The organism is Psychrobacter sp. 219-2-C (assembly GCF_049560815.1).
GTDB classification, from domain to species: Bacteria; Pseudomonadota; Gammaproteobacteria; order Pseudomonadales; family Moraxellaceae; genus Psychrobacter; species Psychrobacter faecalis.
In genome coordinates this window covers 172,276-193,412 of the sequence record NZ_CP186933.1, presented here as the reverse complement: position 1 = coordinate 193,412, position 21,137 = coordinate 172,276, and the positions used below count along the sequence as shown (strand labels likewise).

Sequence of the window (21,137 nt, the reverse complement as noted above, 5' to 3'; positions counted from 1 at the left end):
CCACAAAAAAGCCCTGCCATTGCAGAGCTTCTTTTGCTTTTAATTGATTTTACTATTTTTACCTTTTAATGTACGGTGTTGGTTGGTAAGTTATCTGAATTTACAGGGCTATCAGGTTGATAGTTTGCATGTGAGGGTTTGGCAAAAGCAAACTTGACGACCTGCAGTGCCACACAAACCGCACCAGTAATAAAGATCACGTCAGCAAAGGTACGAATCCAGCGCAGTGTTACTAAGAAATCTTGTTGTAAGAAGCCTTCACTACGTGCGTACCATAGACCTTCGGTCATTGACGCGTGCGCTTGGAAAATACCAATCGGTAATAAGCTAGTGACAATCATCAATACCAAGCCTGCATTTAGTGCCCAAAAACCAGTTTTGATAAGGTTTTCACTAAACACATAATCAGGACGGATATAGCGCATGACCAGTAATACAAAGCCGATTGCTAAGAAGCCATAGACCCCAAACAGTGCAGCATGCGAGTGAGTAGCCGTGGTATTTAACCCTTGTAAATAGAACAATGAGACTGGTGGGTTAATCATAAAGCCGAACACCCCTGCACCCAACATATTCCAGAACGCGACTGCAACGAAACACATGATAGGCCATTTAAGCTTATTCATCCATGGCGCTTGACGCTGCATAGACCAATGCTCATAACCTTCATAGCCTAGCACCACTAAAGGTACCACTTCTAAAGCACTAAATGACGCGCCGATTGCCATGACTGGTGTGGTTGTACCAGAGAAATATAAATGGTGGAACGTACCTGGCACACCGCCAAGCATAAATAGAGCTGCTGAAGCGATGGCAGAACCGGTGGCGATTTTTTTGTTGACCAAGCCTAAGTTGTAGAAAATAAATGCGAGTGAGACGGTGGCGAATACTTCAAAGAAGCCTTCTACCCATAAATGTACCACCCACCAGCGCCAGTATTCCATGATGGTTAAGTGGGTACGCTCGCCGTAGAACAAGCCTGCACCGTAGAATAAACCCACGCAAACGACTGATGCAAAGAAGATGGCCAATAAATTTTTATCACCGCCCTCTTTTCTTCTAAGCGCTGGTAAACAGCCACGGGTCATCAATACCAACCAGAATAAGATACCAACCCATTTTAAAATCTGCCAGAAGCGACCAAGGTCAATGAATTCATAGCCTTGATGACCAAACCAGAAGTTGTATTTTGCAGGCATAATACCGGCAATCGCAAAGTACTGACTAACAAAAGAGCCTACAACCACGAGTATTAATGCCACCCAAAGGATGTCTACGCCCAATTTCTGGTATTTGGGGTCTTTACCGCCATTGATAAGTGGCGTTAAGTACAAGCCTGCCATCAAGAAAGCAGTAGCAATCCAAAATAGTGCTGCCTGAATATGCCACGTACGTACTAAGGAGTACGGGAAGTAATCGGATACGGCGATACCATAAAACTCTTGCCCTTCAACGGTATAGTGCGCGACAAAGCCACCAATAAATACCTGAAATACGAATAGAGCAACGACTAGTACACCGTATTTTGCCAAGGCTTTTTGTGACGGTGTTAACGCCACTTTGGTTAATGGATCAGAACTTGCCGTTGCTTCTTTGACGTCTTCTTCTTTACGTAAGAACGACCAGCCCCAAATAAGAAAACCAACCCCAGCGATTAAGAACACCACACTGGCGATAGACCACATGATATTTTCAGAGGTTGGGACGTTATCAATTAAAGGCTCATGCGGCCAGTTATTGGTATATGTCGCATCAGTACCCGGACGGTTGGTAGACGCAACCCAAGTGGTCCAAAAGAAAAAGTTGGTGAGTTTTTGTCTGTCTTCAATATCTGCCAAAGTATTGTTTTTCATGGCAAAATTTTCACGCGACTTTTGCAATGAAGGCTCATTACCGTAGAGACCGATATAGTAAGGCGCGACTTTATTAATAGCGGCGATACGCGTATCTGACAGTACCACTTGATTGTTAGCATTGGTATTGCTGCCACGATATTCTTTTTTCAGTTGCGCGCTAAGTACCGCTTTTTGATCATTCGTTGCCGCGGCAAAATCATGTCCATATAACTCTTGCGCCCGGATATCTAACCACGCCACAAGCTCTCTGTGTAACCAATCTGCGGTCCAGTCAGGCGCTTGATAGGCACCATGTCCAAGTATCGAGCCAAGCTGCTGTCCTCCCGTGCGCTGCCAAGCAGATTGACCATCTAAAATATCTTCTTCTGTGATTAATGCCTTTCCGCTGCTATCAATATACTGATCAGGGATAGGAGGTGCGGTGCGATAGACTTCCACGCCGCCCCAACCTAAAAAGGTAAAGGTAATGACGAGGACGGCGATTAAGCCCCACCAATACTTTTTATATTCACCCATATCTTGCTCCTACTGGCTAGATAGATAAACTGAACGCTTAACATTCATTTTAAATGAATTTTTATAAGCGCAATTATAATTCCATAAATGATTAATACCGCTGCCTGTTACGATAAATCTATCAATCATCTGGTGAATATTAAGCCTGCTGCCTGAGTGATACTTTAGTCTTGGGATTAAGAATAAAGCACAATGAAAGCTGGGATTAAAGGCTTAAATCTTTGATGACATTAGAGTTAATGAATAGATTTTATCGCTTCATGCACTAAACCTATTTGATGTATATTTACATCTAGCATCAAATTGGAAACATTTTAACATTCATTTAATATGAATGTTAAGAGTTATTTTTGCTTATTCTTATGTTTCTTATAAACTGCGCGGTTCACTTTTATCAAATCACGAGTGAAGTCCTTCATTTATAACCAAATTTAGAGAGAAACTCGAGTGGCAAATTACTTATAGCTAATGCAAAAACATAAAAAAACCAGATAAATGAAGTTATCTGGTCTTTTATTAGGAATACTTACTAATTACTCAGACGATTTAATAGTAGCTGATGACTGCGCTCAATCACCGGCGCATCGACCATATTACCGTCTATCTTAAAGATGGCTTGCCCACTGCTTTCGTATTCTGCGACTACCCGCTGCGCAAATTCAATCTCGCTCTCAGTTGGTTGCAGGGCTTCTTTAACAATATCGACTTGCTTAGGATGGATACAAAGCATGCCTGACATGCCCATTTGCGACCATAGTTGTACGCGTTTGTGCAGACCCGCGCTGTCATTAAAGTCCACATACACGCTATCAATCGGTGCGAGCAGTTGATGGACTTTTGAGGTTAAAATAAGCTGATAGCGAATTTGATTGGCGATGATATCCGCTGATGCTGTGCCCACCTGTACCTGCAAATCGTTACATAAGTCTAAAAAGCCGTAGCTAAATGCCACCATACCACGCGCTTTTGCCATGTCGTTGGCACGGTATAAACCAATAGCATTTTCTATCACCGCAATCACCGGCAGACCCGTTTCTTGGTTAACTTTCTCTATATCTGCTGCCTGCTCCGCTTTTGCTAATAGTACGCCTGCCAGCTTAGGCAGCTGCTGACATAGCGCTAAGTCTTTGGCAAATTCAGCACTACTCGCTTGATTGATACGTAGCCAAAACGGGCGATAGCTTTGCGCCTCATGCTCAGCAGCATAGTAGGCTTTTAATGCCGCGCGAGCTTGGGCTTTGTCTGCTTGCGCAACCGCATCTTCTAAATCAACAATCACTGCATCTGCCCCGCTAGCAAAGGCTTTTTCTACCCGATCTATGCGCGTTGCTGGCACAAACAACCACGTCTTAGTATCAGCAAGTGATTTGATAACAGCTCGGTAAATTGGCGATTCGATATTGGTATCGATACTCGTATTTTTATGGGCAGATGGATTGCTAGAAGGTAACATGCTCGATTCCTAGAGGTAGATATTCATCATATAAACACTTAACGTTATTGTGCCACGACAAAAGCGCTTGTCATAGCCTAATAACGCTAGTTGGTTATAACGCTGGATATTAAGATTCCTCTGGTTTATCAAATAACTTTTCGATAGGTTTACTATGGATTTTCGAGCTGTTAAACATCGATTTATTGCCAGTATCGCCTTCTGTCCAAAAGTTGATATTAAACTGAGCATCATCGCTTAACTCTACGCGGTGCCAATATTGCGGTGGACTGACCGCAAACTGTCCGGCGTTGATAACGACTGTTTTTTCTGGCTCAGTGGCCGCTTCGTCAGCGAAACCATAAAAAGTCACCGTACCTTGCATGACGCAGATTTGGCCGTAAACGCCCTCAGCCGTATTGTGATGGGTCAATAAAGCATTGGGTACTTTATCTTTGGTGAAGAAGTGTGTCGAACGTTTGATTTTCCAATGGCTTGGAATGACGGGATTAGGATTGGTTTGGGTATCAGAACTCATGATAACTCCTTAGCTGGTTTGCTGAGTATAGATTTTTATCTCAATCTGCCTTAAAACCAATATGCAGTTAAGTGCGCAATTGAGAATAATTATCATTAATATAAAATAGCACCTTTTAAAAGCTTTTACTAGCTTTGTATGTTTTGACTATCTATAAAAATGTAACACCTTAAATGCCATCGCCGCCCCATTAACGGTCGTCCTGTCCATAAGTAGTATACAAACTACGCCTTATACTGCTTTCGCTCAATGGTGATGCTGCCCCATTATTGCTATTTTGTTTCCATTACCAGCATCAGAATTTATAATGGGGACATTATTATGCATGCCAAAGAATTACTTGAGCTTGAGCGCCGTGATATCAGGGCGCTGCACTATACGTGGATTGCTTTTTTCCTCACCTTTTATGTCTGGTTTAATATGGCGCCGCTGGCAACATCGATGCTACAGACAGAAAGCTATCTCACCCCTGACCACATCAAATTATTTTTAATCGCCAACGTCGCGCTAACGATTCCTGGGCGGGTTATCGTCGGCATGGCATTGGACCGTTTTGGTCCGCGGCGTGTGTTTTCTATCCTGATGGTCGTGATGGCGATACCAACATGGTTTTTTGCGTTTGGTAACTCGGCAACCCAGCTATTCGTCTCGCGCTTATTTATGTCGATCGTCGGAGCCGGTTTCGTCGTCGGTATTCATATGACCACTTTATGGTTTAAGCCAAAAGACATCGGTTTTGCCGAAGGTTTTTATGCTGGCTGGGGCAACTTTGGTTCGGCGGCGGCGGCGATTACCATTCCAACCGTTGCTTTGCAGTTCTTTGGCGGCGACGATGGCTGGCGCTGGGCAATTGCGCTATCAGGTTTGTTAATGGCCTTATACGGCGTGGCCTATTGGTTTTTGATTACCGATGGGCCAGAAGTTGGTACGCATAAAAAATCTCGCAAAGCGGGCGCGTTAGAAGTATCGACGTGGAAGGATTTGTGGTTATATTGCTTATTTATCATTCCTTTATACGGCGTCTTATCGCTGCTGGTGTATCGTACCCAAGCGATGGGTTTTTTAAGTGCCACTGGCGGTATTATTTGTTATAGCGTCATTATAGTGATGGTCATTTACCAAATCTATAAAGCCATTAGCGTTAACGTACCTGTGATTAAAGCCGGTATTCCAGAAGATGATAAATACCCCTTTAAATCGGTAGCGGCGCTAAACGTCAGCTATTTTGCTAACTTTGGTGCAGAACTGGCGGTGGTTTCTATGCTGCCGATGTTCTTTGCCGCAACTTGGAAACTTGATCCAACGGCGGCTGGTTTGATTGCCTCTACCTTTGCCTTTGTTAACTTATGGGCGCGGCCACTTGGCGGCTATATCTCTGACAAAATCGGTAATCGCCGTTTGGTGATGTTGGTTTATATGTTTGGTATCGGCATTGGTTTTGTGCTGATGGGCGTGCTTAATGCCGAGTGGCCGTTATTTATCGCCGTGGTGTTTACCATTTTGTGCTCGGTATTTGTACAAGGAGCCGAAGGCGCGACCTTTGGTATCATTCCCTCGATTAAACGTCGTCTGACCGGTCAGATATCAGGTATGGCAGGCGCTTATGGGAACGTGGGCGCGGTATTTTACTTATTCATTTATACCTTTGTAGAGCCCAATCAGTTCTTTTATATCATTGCAGTTGGCGCATTTGTCGCATGGATTGTGTGTTATTTCTGGTTGGCAGAGCCCGAAGACGCCTTTGGTGATGAATATAAAATGTCCTCTGTCGATCGTCAGATTGCCGCAGAACAAGGCTAATTATTCATAATAGCTTTTTACCGAAAAAAAAACCTACTTAGCAAACGTTAAGTGGGTTTTTTAATGGGGGCGATATTTATCTCAGAGTAATTTTTTCTAAAATAATTTAACCTAAAACGATTTAAGCTAGCACCACAGGCACATGACTATAACCGCCCAATGGTGGCTGCTCACGCTGTAAAGAAAAACCCGCCGCTAAGGTGATATCTGTGAAATGGGCTAATAATGCTTGAGTAGCAATTCTAAGCTGCCAAGTAGCAAGCAGGCGTCCTGGGCAAACGTGCTTGCCGATACCATAAACCACGTTAGCAGCGGCTTGCTTTTGAGGGTCGAAATCATTGTCACCAAACACCGCTTCGTCGCGATTGGCTGATGTCCAGTTTAATTGTACACGCGCGCCTTTGGGTAGCTTGTGCGCACCAATAGAGACGGGACACGTAGTGATACGGCGGTTTGAGACGAAAGGATCGTCAATTCGTAATATCTCATCGATGATAGTCTCAAGTTCGCTATCAGTAGCTTGTAACCAGACGCTTACTTGCTCAGGATGCTTGACAATATGAGCGATGATAACGCCAACACACAAAGCGATAGAGCCCAAATCGCCGCCAGTCCAATTACGCAAAATAGAAACCAGTTCGGCTTCGCTCAGCTCACGCCCATCGATGTGCTCGCGGCACAATTGAGCGGTGACGCTATTCATATCAAGGCTGTTTTTAGCGATATTATTTTTAGCGATATTGTTTCCAGCAGTGTTATTTTCAGCAGTGCTCGCTTTAAACATGCCAGCCACTTCGTCAGTATTGCGGTACGGATTTATCACCGAGCGGATAATATCATCGAAGTCTTGCGCGACTTGTGCCATTTTTACGTTGTCTTTTGAGCGAGTAGCGCTGTGATTGTCGCGCATCCACTGTAAAAGCCTTGGTTCTAATTCAGTAGGCCAGCCAAGCCACGCGCATTGGGCGCGTACCGCAAATACCGCGCCGATATCATCGACCGCATTGAGCATTTTACCTTTTGGTAGCTTACTCATCAATACTGTTGCGACCTTGTCAAAAACAGAAACATAAGGCAGTAGCGCTTCTTTACTAAGGTAGCCATCAATCAGCGCCCTAAAATGCTCGTGCTCTGCGCCGTCCATGCCATTAGGCACTTGTAAAAAACGCGATACCTGACTAGAAAAACGCTTATCATCTAAAGCCGCCGCCACCACATCAGCATGGCGTAGTAACACCCACTCCCCTGCGTCATTATTTTTTATGACATCATGCGCTTGCCGTAAGTTATCGGTCAGGGCGCGCAAATCACTGTCTTTACAAATAGTGACCTCAGCAGTCGCATGAACGGTTTTTTGATCAAATAAGTTAGATGTCATCATAAATCCTTACAGCAGGTATTCGGTTTTGTAGCGCCTCTCAATCCTCTACATGTTGAGTTTATACTGCTAGGCAGCTTTATAAACAATAACCATCATACACGCAAATCCATAAGTTTTTAATGAACAAGGAAGTAATGGATAAGGAAGTCACGCTTAAAGCTTTCTTTATTTAGATAAATGATTGACCGTCCACACCGCCGCTTCTACACGCGTGCGCAGACCCGTTTTATTGAGGATATGTTTGACATGGACTTTTACTGTCGACTCGGCAATATCCAAACTATTGGCAATCATTTTATTACTCAGCCCTTCAGCAATCATCTGAATCACTTGCAGCTCTCGGCTGGTCAAATTACTGGCGATATCTTCGATACTGGGTGTGCGCAAGGTTTGGGCAAGTATCGAGGCAAGGTTTGGACTAATGACCAGCTCGCCGCGCAGGATTTTTCTGATATCAATGATAATCAGCTCAGGCTCCATATCCTTTAACAAGTAACCATCGACGCCCAATTTCAATGCCTCTTGGACATCCTCGCCGCTATCTGAAACCGTGAATAACACGGTCTTGGTATTGATATTTCTGGCTTTGATTTCTCGTAAAGTTTCGATACCGGTCAGTACCGGCATTTTATGATCAAGTATCACCAAATCCACGTCGTTATTTTCTAAAAATGCCAATGCTTCTTGACCATTACTGGCTTCGCCAACGACTTCGACATCGTCCTCAAGGCTTAGTAATTCAGAGATACCGCGGCGTAACATCGGATGGTCATCGACCAATAGTAGGCGCGCAGGCGACATGCTGGTATAAACTTTAGTGCTCATAACATACTCACAAATTAGAAAAAATGGTACAAAAACTCTCTTACTCACAAAAACTGCTTAAAAAAACAAAAAATGGCAAAGTAAAAACAGCGAAAATGATAAATCTATTATCTAAAAGCGTAATTTTATTCGATTATAAATAAGCGTCTTGGGTATTTTTTTCATCAAAGAAGTTGGGCGCAAATCTGACCGTGATGATGGTACCCTGCGGTTGATTGTCTGTGACAATAAGCTCGCCGCCGATGTTGTGGGCGCGCTCTTTCATAATGATGAGGCCGTGGTGTTGGGTTTGATCGACACTTCCTGACATGCCAACGCCATCGTCGATGATACTCATGATGATATATTTATCGCCGTCCTCGTACGCCAATTGAATCTCTACATTTTTTGCCTTGGCGTGACGGCTGATGTTTGATAGTGCTTCTCTGGCAATCTGTATCAAATCTATCTGTTCAGTGGCGCTTAAATTGAGCGTCATAATCCGATTGTGCACGGTCATATTAAAATTGCCTTTTGAGGCAAACTCACTGGCAGCATCACGTAGTGCTTCATCAAAGTTATCATTATCAATGGTCAAGCGGAACGTCACCAACAAGTCTCTTAGCTGCTGATAAGCGGAACCCAAACCTATTTTTATCTGCTCAATGTTTTGATAAACAGGCGCTTGTACTGGCTCGCTACCCGCATTTTTTAGATGTCGCTCAAGGACGCTGACTTGGATTTTTAAATAAGATAACGACTGCGCCAAGGAATCATGCAGCTCACGGGCAATGGTTGAGCGCTCTTCAAACAAAATCAGCTGATGCTCTTGCTGTCTTTGTTTGCGCAGTGATAAGGCGGTACTGATTAAATTGGTCAGCGCCACGATGAGCTCGTCATTTTGTGCATCCAACTCGGCACTGACAAACGGGAAAATGCTGCCCGCTTCGGTCATTTGAATACGCTGTTCTGCCGTTATATTGCTATGATTATCAGCATTATCGTCGCCATCAGTGACAAAAGAGCGATTCATGACCAGCGTCGACTTTGGTCGTACGCGCAATTCCCCAAAGGTTTCTTGCTGATGGACGATAGGATAAGACTTGGTATGCTCGCCATTTTTAATGCCACAGCTTTCACAGCTCAGCTTTTTGCATAGCTCTTTCATTTTTTCGCCGTGCAGCACGATAGCATTTTTATTGGTGATATATTTATTTTGAATACACAAGGTAAATTCTAAATGCGGCAGCGCTTTGCTAAAGTCTGCAATCAAGTCATCGAGCTGATATAAGCTCACTTGGCTGGTGGTCAGCGATTTTGAAAAGTCATAAAACAGCGATAGCACTTGATTGGCTTTAACCAAATGCTGGGTTTTTATTTGTACTTCACTCTCAAGCGAGCGCTGATAGGTTTCAATCGTGCCCGCCATGTCATTAAATGAGCTGCCCAATACTTCAAATTCTCGGTAGCCCTTGATGGACACACGCGTCTGAGTCTGCCCTCGTTTGAATTGGTTATTGGCTTTAATCAATTGCTGAATGGGCAGCAGTATCGATTTTTGCAAACGGCGCATGCCGATTAATACGATAATAGCGATAAGCAGCAATGAGAGGATTTGTAAGTTTTGTTGCCATGTCTGGCGCTGCTCGTTTCGGTATTGCAGCTCACCGACGAAGTCATTGACATCTTCGATATAACGCGATGAGACGCTATAAAACCCTTGCTTATCTTGCGCCAATAACGCCGGTTTTAAATCTTGATACCACTGCTCTTTTATCTCTTTAAGCTGCTCATTGATGCGCACATGTCGATTGGCGCTCGTCAGCTGATAGACCTGTAATTCTTCGAGACGATTTTCCATATCGCGGCTGAGAATATCTATCTTTTCAGCGGTCGTTTTATTGGCAAAGTCTAATGTATCCTGTTTGGCGCTCTGCTCATTGGTTTTATCGCCTACGCTGTTTTGTCCAACATGTAAACTTGGACTAAAAGGATGGTCATCTGAAAAATCCGTCGCTATCTGAAAATTGAGACGGTAAGTTGCCATACGCACCGAACCTGCCACATTAATGGCCTCAGCATCCGACCTTGCCACCCATGCCAGCGCGCCACTTCCTAGCGTAGACATCACCGCTAAGGTGGCTATGATCAAAATAGCGCCCCAAGCATGCAGCGATAAAGACTGTCTGTGTTGTTTAGACCTCATGAATGGCATTCACCTAGCAAATTAGCGAAAACAGGGAGTAAATAACACTATTAAAATCGTTCATTTTAAAACCGTCGACATTCAAAACCATCCGTATTTAAAATAACAAATGCGCTTATTAATCATTAAAAAACCAAACTTTTGGTAATAATTCTATTACTACTATACCCCTTTTAGCCATCAGTATACCACTATGTATGAATACTCATTATCCCGATAACAAAGTACCGTGAGTTATCATTTTTTATAAATACTTATTTTTTATAAAGACAATAAGTGAGGAAGAGTATGGGCAATAAATACAACTTCAAAGGTGGTACGCTCATTACTGACTGGCGACCTGAAGTAGAAGAGTTTTGGCAAGGCGGCGGCAAAAAAGTCGCCACGCGAAATTTATGGATATCTATTCCATCTTTGCTATTGGCGTTTGCAGTATGGATGGTATGGAGTGCGGTCATCGTGCGCTTGCCAGAGATTGGCTTTGATTTTGATGGCGGACAGCTATTTTGGCTGGCTGCATTACCGGGGCTGTCAGGGGCGACGCTGCGGATTTTTTATTCTTTTATGGTACCTATTTTTGGTGGACGTCGTTGGACAGCGATATCCACCTTATCTTTATTAATACCCGCGTTATGGATGGGTTTTGCGGTACAAAACCCTGATACACCGTTTATTATATTTGCCATTATCGCCCTACTGTGCGGCTTTGGCGGTGGTAACTTTGCGTCGTCTATGTCCAATATTTCGTTCTTTTATCCAAAAGCCGAACAAGGTACAGCGCTTGGCCTAAACGCTGGTTTGGGTAATCTAGGCGTCTCTGTCATGCAGTTTGTGGTACCGATGATTATCTTAATTGGCGCTTTTGGTAGCTTGGGCGGCGATCCACAAGTATCTGACAGCGGTCGATTATTTTATCTACAAAATGCAGGCTTTATTTGGGTACCCTTTATCTTGCTATTTACGGCATTGGCTTGGTTTGGCATGAACGATATCGCCACTGCTAAAGCGTCGTTCAAAGACCAATCGGTTATCTTTAAACGCAAACATAACTGGATTATGTGTATCCTTTATATGGCGACGTTTGGCTCTTTTATTGGCTTTTCTGCTGCCTTCCCGATGTTGATTAAAAACTCCTTCCCTGCTATTGACGCACTTAAATTTGCCTTTTTAGGGCCTTTGGTTGGTGCGCTATTTCGCCCATTAGGGGGCTGGATATCTGATAAAACTAGCGGCGCAAAGGTCACGTTTTGGAACTATATCGTGATGGTACTAGCGGTACTAGCGGTGATGTACTTCTTACCTAGCGAGACCAGTGACGGCAGCTTTGTCGGCTACTTTATCTCCTTTATGGTGCTCTTTATTACCACTGGTATCGGTAACGGCTCAACCTTTACCATGATTCCGGTTATTTTTAGAACCTTTCATGACCGCCGTGAGCCTGAAAAAGCGGGTACAGAAGAGCTGTTTGTCGAGATACGTAAAGAGTCAGCAGCAGTGGTCGGCTTTACCTCAGCGGTTGCCGCTTATGGCGCTTTCTTTGTGCCAAAAATGTTCGGCTCAGGGCTGGGTATCGATGGCACCTTTATCTCCTTAATCATCTTTTATGTCCTCTGTATTGTGTTGACATGGTGGTATTACAGCCGCCCGAATGCTGAGATTCCTTGCTAAAACGGCTGTGTTATAAGTCCTTTAAAGCGACTTTTATACAAGCAAAACTAAATCTATAAAGTGCTACTTGCCCATGTAAGTAGCACTTTTTTTATTTTAAATTTTTACTGCTCATGATTGGCTTAACAATCAGCGTCACACGCCGTCACTGAGCAGCTATTTAGCCGCCATTTTCCAGTGCTTTCATTTTTAGCAGCTACTACTAAGGTGGTAGTGCTCTGCTCATGTTAGCGGATAGTAAGGGTGCTATGGCTTACTTAAAATGACGCTATTGAAATAATATTTACGGCTTAGGTGCATATCAATATCGAATCAAGTACGACGATACCAGCATGCGGCACTCAGCTTTAGATACACCATAGGCAATAAAACAGAGGATAGCGAAATGAGCCATTTACTCGACCAATTCCGTTTTTTTAAACGTAAACAGGGCGAATTTTCCGATGGGCATGGCGAGACGCGTGATGAGTCTCGTGACTGGGAAAACGTGTATCGTAGCCGTTGGCAGTATGACAAAATCGTGCGCTCAACGCATGGCGTCAACTGTACCGGTTCTTGCTCGTGGAAGATTTATGTGAAAAACGGCTTGGTGACGTGGGAAACCCAGCAAACCGACTATCCTGAAACCCGCCCTGACTTACCAAACCACGAACCACGCGGCTGCCCGCGCGGCGCAAGCTACAGCTGGTACATGTACTCAGCGAACCGTGTCAAATATCCAAAGGTACGTAAACCGCTACTAAAATTATGGCGCGAAGCCAGAGCTCAATATCCTGACCCTGTCGATGCTTGGGGCAGTATCGTTCAAGACCCTATCAAAGCTGAACAGTATAAATCTAAGCGTGGTCTTGGTGGCTTTATTCGCTCAACGTGGGCAGAGGTCAACGAAATCATCGCTGCCAGTAACGTTTATACAGCCAAAACCTTTGGGCCGGACCGTATTATTGGTTTCTCACCGATTCCTGCGATGTCGATGGTCAGTTACGCCTCTGGTAGCCGCTATTTATCGCTTATCGGCGGTGTTTGTTTGTCATTTTATGACTGGTATTGTGACTTACCTCCGTCATCACCGATGGTCTGGGGCGAGCAAACCGACGTACCAGAATCAGCCGATTGGTACAACTCTGACTATATCATCGCTTGGGGCTCAAACGTGCCGCAAACGCGGACGCCAGATGCGCATTTCTTTACCGAAGTACGTTATAAAGGCACGAAAACCGTCTCTATCACCCCTGACTATGCAGAAATCTCTAAGCTCACCGACTTATGGCTCAATCCTAAACAAGGTACCGATGCGGCAGTGGCGCAGGCGTTTTGTCATGTCATTATCAAAGAGTTTTATCTCAAACAGCCAAGCGATTACTTCTTAGACTACGCCAAACGTTATACCGATTTGCCGGTGCTTGTAATGCTAGAAGGTGAAGATGGCGCGCGCCGTGCGGGTCGTTACCTGCGTGCTTCTGACTTGGTCGATGATTTGGGTCAAGAAAACAATCCTGAATGGAAAACCATAGCTTTAAATAATGACGGCGAATTGGTCTCTCCGCTGGGCTCAATCGGCTACCGTTGGGGCGAAAAAGGCAAGTGGAATCTTGAGCAAAAAAACGGTACCACGGGCGAAGATATCGATCTGACGCTAACCTTAAAAGACAGCGCTGAAACTTGTGTCGTGGGCTTTGACTACTTCGGTCATGTGGATCATCCGCATTTTACCTCGGTACCAGGCGAGCCTATCCAGCAAAAAACAGTCCCTTGCAAAACCATTACCCTTGCCGATGGCAGCACCGCTATCGTCGCCACTGTATTTGATTTAACCGTTGCCAACCTTGGTGTTGACAATGGCGTCGGCGGCGAGCACGTCACCGATGATTATAACGATGCAAGCGTACCGGGCACGCCAGCTTGGCAAGAAGTGATTACCGGCCTTAGCCGTGAGCGCGTGATTCAAGTGGCTCGCGAGTTTGCTGAAAACGCTCATAAAACCCATGGTAAATCGATGATTATCATCGGCGCGGGTATGAACCACTGGTATCACCTCGATATGAACTATCGCGGCGTGATTAATATGCTCATGCTGTGCGGCTGTATCGGTAAATCTGGGGGCGGCTGGGCGCACTATGTTGGTCAAGAAAAACTGCGCCCACAAACTGGCTGGTTACCCCTTGCCTTTGCCCTTGATTGGCATCGTCCACCGCGTCAAATGGCCGGTACCAGCTTTTTTTATGAGCACAGCTCACAGTGGCGTCATGAGACCATCTCAGCCCATGAGATTCTCTCACCAAATGCTAATAAAAAATTCTTCCCAGAGCACATGCTGGATTACAACATCCAAGCAGAGCGCGCAGGTTGGTTGCCATCAGCGCCGCAGCTCAACCGCAACCCATTGACCATAGCCGCCGCCGCAAAAGCCAGCGGTAAAGACGTGGAAGAGTATGTGGTCGACTCATTAGAAGACGGCAGCTTACGCTTTGCTTGTGAGTCTCCAGACAACCCTGTGAACTTCCCGCGCAATATGTTTATTTGGCGCTCAAACCTCTTGGGTTCATCAGGTAAGGGTCATGAATATATGCTTCATTACTTCTTGGGCACCAGAAACGGTCTGCTTAACGAAGAAAACCCGACGGGTCATTTGCAGCCAAAAGAAGTCGATTGGGTAGAAAAAGGCCCTACTGGCAAGCTTGACTTGGTCGTAACGCTTGATTTCCGTATGTCCTCGACCTGTTTGTACTCTGATATCGTCCTACCGACCGCAACTTGGTATGAAAAAGACGACATGAATACCTCTGACATGCATCCATTTATTCATCCATTAACCGCCGCCACCGACCCTGCTTGGGAATCTAAATCGGATTGGGAGATTTATAAAGGCATTGCTAAGAGCTTCTCTGAGATATCAAAAGGCCATTTGGGCGTGGAAACCGACGTGGTTACTCTGCCTATGCAGCATGATAGCCCAGGCGAGCTTGCGCAGCCATTTGGTGGCACCGACTGGAAAACCGCTGGCGAAAAACCAGTTCCTGGTAAAAACTGCCCGATGATTAAAATCGTTGAGCGTGACTATCCCAATACCTATAAGAAATTCACCTCTATGGGTCCGGCTTTAGAAAAACTGGGCAATGGCTCAAAAGGTTTGAATTGGGACATGAAAACCGAGGTCAAACAACTGGGGGATTTAAACCACCGTGTTACTGAGCCGGGTATCTCTGAAGGTCGTCCTCGTCTAAATACCGCGGTGAATGCGTCTGAGATGATTTTGATGCTGGCTCCTGAAACCAATGGTCACGTCGCCGTTAAAGGCTGGGCAGCATTGTCTGAATTTACCGGTCGCGACCATACGCATTTGGCGAAATCCAGTGAGCATGAAAAGATTCGCTTTAAAGATATCGTTGCGCAGCCACGCAAAATCATCTCAAGCCCGACGTGGTCAGGTATTGAATCTGATGAAGTGAGCTATAACGCCGGTTATACCAACGTCCATGAGCTGATTCCTTGGCGTACGATTACCGGTCGTCAGCAATTTTATCAAGATCACCCTTGGATGCAGGCGTTTGGCGAGCAAATGCAGCAGTATCGTCCGCCTATCGACACTAAAACGACGGAGATTATCCAAAATACCAAGCCCAATGGTAATAAAGAGATTGTGCTGAACTTTTTAACACCGCACCAAAAATGGGGTATCCACAGTACCTACTCTGAAAACTTGCTCATGCTGACGCTGAGCCGCGGTGGTCCTTGTGTGTGGTTATCAGAAGTCGATGCTGCAAAAGCCGGTATCGTCGATAACGACTGGATTGAAGTCTTTAACGCTAACGGTGCCATTACCGCGCGCGCCATCGTTAGTCAGCGCGTCAAAGAAGGCATGACCATGATGTACCACGCCCAAGAAAAATTGGTCAACGTGCCAGGCTCGCAGCAAACTGGTATTCGCGGCGGTATTCACAACTCAGTGACCCGTACTATCTTAAAACCGACGCACATGATTGGCAGCTACGCGCAGCAGTCTTACGGTTTTAACTACTATGGCACTGTTGGTTGTAACCGTGACGAGTTCGTCGTGATTCGCAAAATGTCGAAAATCGACTGGTTGGAAGAAAAACCAGATGACTCGTTACCACGCCCATTGCCAACCACCCTTGATGGTTAATAGCACGTTTATACATTGCTACTGATAAGTACTTATATTAATTGCTTTTATACAAAAGCTTGGAGCACACCCCATGAAAATTCGTTCACAAGTCGGCATGGTGCTTAACCTCGATAAATGTATCGGTTGTCACACCTGCTCGGTCACCTGTAAAAACGTTTGGACCAGCCGCGAAGGTATGGAGTACGCGTGGTTCAACAACGTTGAATCAAAGCCTGGCATTGGCTATCCCAAGGAGTGGGAAAATCAAAATAAATGGAATGGCGGCTGGATACGTAATGCCAACGGTACGATAAACCCGCGTATCGGTGGTAAGTTCCGCGTGTTGGCAAATATTTTTGCCAACCCTGATTTGCCAGAGATTGATGATTATTACGAACCCTTTGATTTTGATTATCAGCATTTGCATACTGCTCCTCTCAGTAACTACTCGCCAATCGCCCGCCCGCGCTCAGCCATTACTGGCAAGCGTATGCAAAAGATTGAGTGGGGTCCGAACTGGGAGGAAATCTTAGGTTCAGAGTTTGAAAAACGCCGTAAAGATAAAAACTTTGACAATATCCAAGCCGATATTTACGGCCAGTACGAAAACACCTTTATGATGTACTTGCCGCGTCTGTGCGAGCATTGCTTGAACCCAACCTGCGTGGCGTCATGTCCAAGCGGCGCGATTTATAAGCGTGAAGAAGACGGCATTGTCTTGATTGACCAAGAAAAATGCCGCGGCTGGCGCATGTGTATCTCAGGCTGCCCGTACAAAAAGATTTACTACAACTGGAAATCGGGCAAATCTGAAAAATGTATCTTCTGTTATCCGCGTATTGAAGCTGGTCTGCCAACGGTTTGTTCTGAAACATGTGTTGGCCGTATCCGCTACTTAGGCGTCCTACTTTATGATGCCGACAAAATCGCCGAAGCCGCTAGCACCCCGAATGAGCAAGACCTTTATCAAGCACAGTTAGATGTGTTCTTAGATCCTAATGATCCTGCGGTCATCGCCCAAGCACTAAAAGATGGCGTACCGCAATCGGTGATTGATTCAGCCCAGCGCTCGCCTGTTTATAAACTGGCGATGGATTGGAAACTTGCTCTGCCATTGCATCCTGAATACCGTACGCTACCGATGGTTTGGTATGTACCGCCATTATCACCGATTCAGAACGCCGCCGAAGCCGGTAAAGTTGGTATGGATGGTCTGATTCCGGATGTTGACAGCTTACGTATTCCGCTGCGCTATCTTGCCAATATGCTAACCGCGGGCGATGAAGAGCCTGTACGTTTGGCGCTAAAACGCCTACTTGCCATGCGTAGCTACAAACGTATGCAATTGGTAGAAAAACAAGAAGTGCAAAGTATCTTGGACGATGTTGGTCTGACCAAACTGCAAGTAGAAGAGATGTATCGCTACTTGGCAATCGCGAATTACGAAGACCGTTTTGTGATTCCAACCGCGCACCGCGAAGAAGCCTTAAGTGACGCTTTTGCTGAGCGTAACGGTTGCGGCTTCACCTTTGGCGAAGGCTGTTCAGGACATTCTGACAACAGCATGTTTGGACAACGTAAAGCCAATCGCCGTGATTTCATCGATACTGTCCAAAAGTGGGAGTCATAAGATGCAAACTACTCAATTTCCTAACAGTCATTCCGTGCCTGAGCATATGACGCCCCCGACTATCGGTGCTTCGGACTTGAAGCTGCTCAAAGTATTAAGCTTGCTGATAGATTATCCAAACAATGAGCTATTTAGTGGTGATACCCTCGCCGATTGTACCGAGATTGTCGCGCGCTCGACGCTGATTAGCCCAGAAGTACGCACGCAAATCATCGACTTAATCGAAGATTTAATTGATACCGGCTGCCTTGAAGCACAAGCGCGTTATGACGGTTTGTTTGAGCGCGGTCGTTCGCTATCGCTGTGGTTGTTTGAGCACGTACACGGCGAATCGCGTGATCGCGGTCAAGCGATGGTCGATTTGATGGGTCAATATGAAGCAGCCGGCTTTGAGATTAGCGTTAAAGAATTGCCCGACTATCTGCCTTTATACCTTGAGTTTTTAGCCTATCAAGCGTCGGTGATTAATGACGATATTCAGATTCGTATGGATATTGCCGATGTCAGCCATATTATCGCCCTGCTTGCTGCCCGATTAGAGGATCGCGGCAGTATTTATCAAGGCTGCTTTAATGCGCTATTGCAAATCGCTGGCAAGCCACTTGCTATCGTTGAAGAGTATCAAGAGCAAATCAGCAAAGAGCAGCGCGATGATACTTTTGAGGCGCTAGATAAAGAATGGGAAGAGGAAGTGGTGACGTTTTTGGATGCGCAGCAAGAAGATCGCTGCCCATCACAAACAAGCACCCAAAATCTTGCGGCCAAAGCGGGGGTTCGAACCACTCCCGCGACAAATACGGTCGATGCCCCTGTACATTGGGTCGATTTTAAAACCAGCCAACCGGTTAAACAATAATAAGGAGAGATGACATGAATATTGCAGATCCGAGTGTACAGTCTGTCGCCAACCTCAATTGGCTACAAATCTTCCTTTTTGGTGTTTATCCGTATATTGCGTTGACCATTGCAATCATTGGTACTTGGGTACGTTTTGATTTATCTCAGTATTCATGGAAATCGGGCTCAACGCAGATGCTCAGAAGCAAAAACATGCGCCTTGCCAGCAACCTCTTCCACGTCGGTATTATCGTCGTGTTACTTGGGCATTTATTTGGCATGTTGACGCCGCACTTTCTTTACGACCGCTTTATTAGCGCCGGTCATAAGCAGATTTTAGCGGTGGTCGTCGGTGGTATCGCAGGGGTATTTTGTTGGTTTGGTCTGGTCATGCTGCTATGGCGGCGCTTTACCGATGAGCGTATCTCACACACCTCGACGTTCTCAGACAAGCTGGTACTGGTATTGTTATTTATTCAGCTCAATCTTGGTCTAATTTCTATCTTTACCTCAGTCAAGCATTTAGATGGTTATACCATGATGAATTTGGCCGGCTGGGCACAAGACATTACCATTTTAAGACCTTGGCAGGCAGCGGCGCGTATCGAGCAAACCGACTTGATTTATCAGCTGCATATGGCGCTCGGTATTACACTGATTGCGATATTCCCGTTCACACGGCTTATCCATATTATCAGTGCGCCAATCTGGTATTTCGGTCGCCGTTATCAGATTGTGAGAGAGAAACGTTCGCAATAGAAACGTTCCTAATAGGAATAGCCACAATAGTGATACAGCATTCAAGTTTAGATAAAGCTACGATACCATAAGATTCATTTTTAATGAATCTTATGGTAAAATATTAATTATTAGACCGCTAAACGCTCAATCCCAGCGTTTTCTAAAGCAGTTTAATGAAGGTTATTACGCTCATACACTGAGCTAACGCTTCTAAACTTATCACTGTGTAAATCACTAAAGGATCCACCATGGCGTCACCAAAAACACTAGAGATCGTAAAAGCAACTGTTCCTGTACTTGAAGAACATGGCACAGCAATTACGACCGTCTTTTATAAAAACATGTTCAACCAACATCCTGAACTCTTAGATATCTTTAACGAAACCAACCAAAAACTAGGTCGCCAGCAGACTGCACTGGCTATGACGGTTTTGGCCGCAGCAAAGCACTTGGATAAATTGGCTGTACTACTACCACAAGTCACGCAAATCAGCCATAAACACCGCGCCTTACAAATTTTGCCAGAGCACTACCCGATTGTTGGTCATCACTTAATAGGCGCTATCAAAGAAGTATTGGGCGAAGCCGCCAACGATGACATCATCGATGCGTGGACTGAAGCCTATGATGAAATTGCTGATGTCTTTATTCAGCTAGAAAAAACCATGTATGAGCAAGAAATGTGGGAAGGCTTTGCACCGTTTAAAATCACTGAAAAAGTAGAAGCCGCGACAGATATCGCCGCCTTTACCGTCGTTCCCGCAAACGACGATATCGATTTAAGCAAATTAAGCCTGAGCGCCGGTCAATACATCACGGTCAAAGCCGACCCAGAAGACAGCGACCATCTTGCTCTACGTCATTATTCTTTATACTCAGCCACGAGCGATAAAGGTATCCAATTTGCTGTTAGACGCGACAACCGTAATGAGCATTATGGCTTGGTATCAAACCACTTACATGATCACTTAGACGTTGGTGATACGATTTTATTATCTGCACCCGCTGGTGATTTTGAGCTTAACCAAGACTTAATTCAGCAAAATGATATTCCGTTGGTACTGGTGAGCGCAGGCGTTGGTGTCACTCCGATTTTGTCGATGTTAGAGGCGCAAGTCACCGCCAATCCAAAACGTCCTATCGTTTGGGTTTATGCTTGTCAGAATAAAGAGCATCATGCCTTTGATAGTAAAGTTAATGAATTACTTGCCGCCGCCGACAACGTAGAAAAGCACATTTTTTACTTTGAATCTGGGCAAATCCTAGATGAAGCATGGCTTGCTAACTTACCAAAGCCTGCTGATATTTATGTCTGTGGTTCTATGATGTTTATGGAAAGCATCATCGATGGTCTAATGGCCTTAGACCATGGCGTTGATAGCGTTCATTATGAGCCGTTTGGCCCTAAAATGAGCCTAGAGCTGGCTTAAATGATCCATTTAATAAAGTATTGAGGGTGCGAAAAATACGCTCGATACTTTGTTAAAGAAATATAAAGTCAGTGAGCAATTGCCATTAGAGTCACCTTTAAACGCTTCATTAGTGAGTAAATATTTAAAGGTGGCTCTATTTTTTTGTTTAGACCTTTATAAATAGTCTTAA

Annotated in this window: 13 protein-coding genes; 7 read left to right on the top strand and 6 right to left on the bottom strand. The window is 45.0% G+C overall.

Going from position 1 to position 21,137, the window contains the following annotated elements; genetic code table 11:
* Nucleotides 1–65: 65 nt before the first annotated feature.
* The 3 genes from ACPEGP_RS00805 to ACPEGP_RS00795 form a co-directional block, all read right to left on the bottom strand.
* Nucleotides 66–2,372: a nitric-oxide reductase large subunit gene (locus ACPEGP_RS00805; RefSeq protein ID WP_423813637.1), complete on the bottom strand. Its 2,307-nt coding sequence runs from the start codon at nt 2,370–2,372 to the stop codon at nt 66–68.
* A 529-nt stretch (nt 2,373–2,901) separates the two neighbouring features.
* On the bottom strand, nt 2,902–3,825 hold the full coding sequence (locus ACPEGP_RS00800; RefSeq protein WP_423813636.1) for an HpcH/HpaI aldolase/citrate lyase family protein: 924 nt from the start codon (nt 3,823–3,825) through the stop codon (nt 2,902–2,904).
* Between the two features lie 109 nt (nt 3,826–3,934).
* On the bottom strand, nt 3,935–4,342 hold the full coding sequence (locus ACPEGP_RS00795; protein ID WP_144297173.1) for a DUF1971 domain-containing protein: 408 nt from the start codon (nt 4,340–4,342) through the stop codon (nt 3,935–3,937).
* 321 nt (nt 4,343–4,663) lie between these two features.
* On the opposite strand from ACPEGP_RS00795, the gene ACPEGP_RS00790 reads away from it, so the two are divergent.
* A complete protein-coding gene (locus ACPEGP_RS00790) occupies nt 4,664–6,142 on the top strand; it encodes an MFS transporter (RefSeq protein ID WP_191690535.1) in 1,479 nt (492 codons plus the stop codon).
* Nucleotides 6,143–6,263: 121 nt separating this feature from the next.
* Here the strand turns inward: ACPEGP_RS00790 and ACPEGP_RS00785 are convergent, their stop codons facing one another.
* The 3 genes from ACPEGP_RS00785 to ACPEGP_RS00775 all read right to left on the bottom strand — a co-directional run bounded on the left by ACPEGP_RS00785 (nt 6,264) and on the right by ACPEGP_RS00775 (nt 10,533).
* Nucleotides 6,264–7,523, bottom strand: coding sequence for a cytochrome P450 (locus ACPEGP_RS00785; protein WP_423813635.1), 1,260 nt, complete (start codon nt 7,521–7,523; stop codon nt 6,264–6,266).
* A gap of 165 nt (nt 7,524–7,688) precedes the next feature.
* A complete protein-coding gene (gene narL / locus ACPEGP_RS00780) occupies nt 7,689–8,348 on the bottom strand; it encodes a two-component system response regulator NarL (RefSeq protein WP_201588796.1) in 660 nt (219 codons plus the stop codon).
* A 133-nt stretch (nt 8,349–8,481) separates the two neighbouring features.
* Nucleotides 8,482–10,533, bottom strand: a complete 2,052-nt coding sequence (locus tag ACPEGP_RS00775; RefSeq protein ID WP_423813634.1) for a histidine kinase — start codon at nt 10,531–10,533, stop codon at nt 8,482–8,484.
* 288 nt (nt 10,534–10,821) lie between these two features.
* Between ACPEGP_RS00775 and ACPEGP_RS00770 the strand changes: the two genes are divergently transcribed.
* The 6 genes from ACPEGP_RS00770 to ACPEGP_RS00745 all read left to right on the top strand — a co-directional run bounded on the left by ACPEGP_RS00770 (nt 10,822) and on the right by ACPEGP_RS00745 (nt 20,965).
* Nucleotides 10,822–12,201: a NarK family nitrate/nitrite MFS transporter gene (locus ACPEGP_RS00770; protein WP_200663285.1), complete on the top strand. Its 1,380-nt coding sequence runs from the start codon at nt 10,822–10,824 to the stop codon at nt 12,199–12,201.
* 385 nt (nt 12,202–12,586) lie between these two features.
* Nucleotides 12,587–16,345 (top strand): nitrate reductase subunit alpha, encoded by a 3,759-nt coding sequence (locus ACPEGP_RS00765; RefSeq protein WP_289049750.1) that lies wholly within the window; start codon nt 12,587–12,589, stop codon nt 16,343–16,345.
* A gap of 73 nt (nt 16,346–16,418) precedes the next feature.
* Complete coding sequence (gene narH / locus ACPEGP_RS00760; protein WP_423813633.1) at nt 16,419–17,957, top strand: nitrate reductase subunit beta; 1,539 nt, start codon at nt 16,419–16,421, stop codon at nt 17,955–17,957.
* Between the two features lie 46 nt (nt 17,958–18,003).
* Nucleotides 18,004–18,813, top strand: a complete 810-nt coding sequence (gene narJ, locus ACPEGP_RS00755) for a nitrate reductase molybdenum cofactor assembly chaperone (protein WP_068405004.1) — start codon at nt 18,004–18,006, stop codon at nt 18,811–18,813.
* Nucleotides 18,814–18,827: 14 nt separating this feature from the next.
* Nucleotides 18,828–19,553 carry a respiratory nitrate reductase subunit gamma gene (gene narI, locus ACPEGP_RS00750; RefSeq protein WP_068404985.1) on the top strand — a complete coding sequence of 242 codons (726 nt, stop codon included), beginning with the start codon at nt 18,828–18,830 and terminating at the stop codon, nt 19,551–19,553.
* Between the two features lie 230 nt (nt 19,554–19,783).
* The gene (locus ACPEGP_RS00745) at nt 19,784–20,965 is read left to right on the top strand and encodes a globin domain-containing protein (protein WP_191690520.1); all 1,182 of its coding nucleotides are present in this window, start codon (nt 19,784–19,786) and stop codon (nt 20,963–20,965) included.
* Nucleotides 20,966–21,137 lie beyond the last annotated feature (172 nt).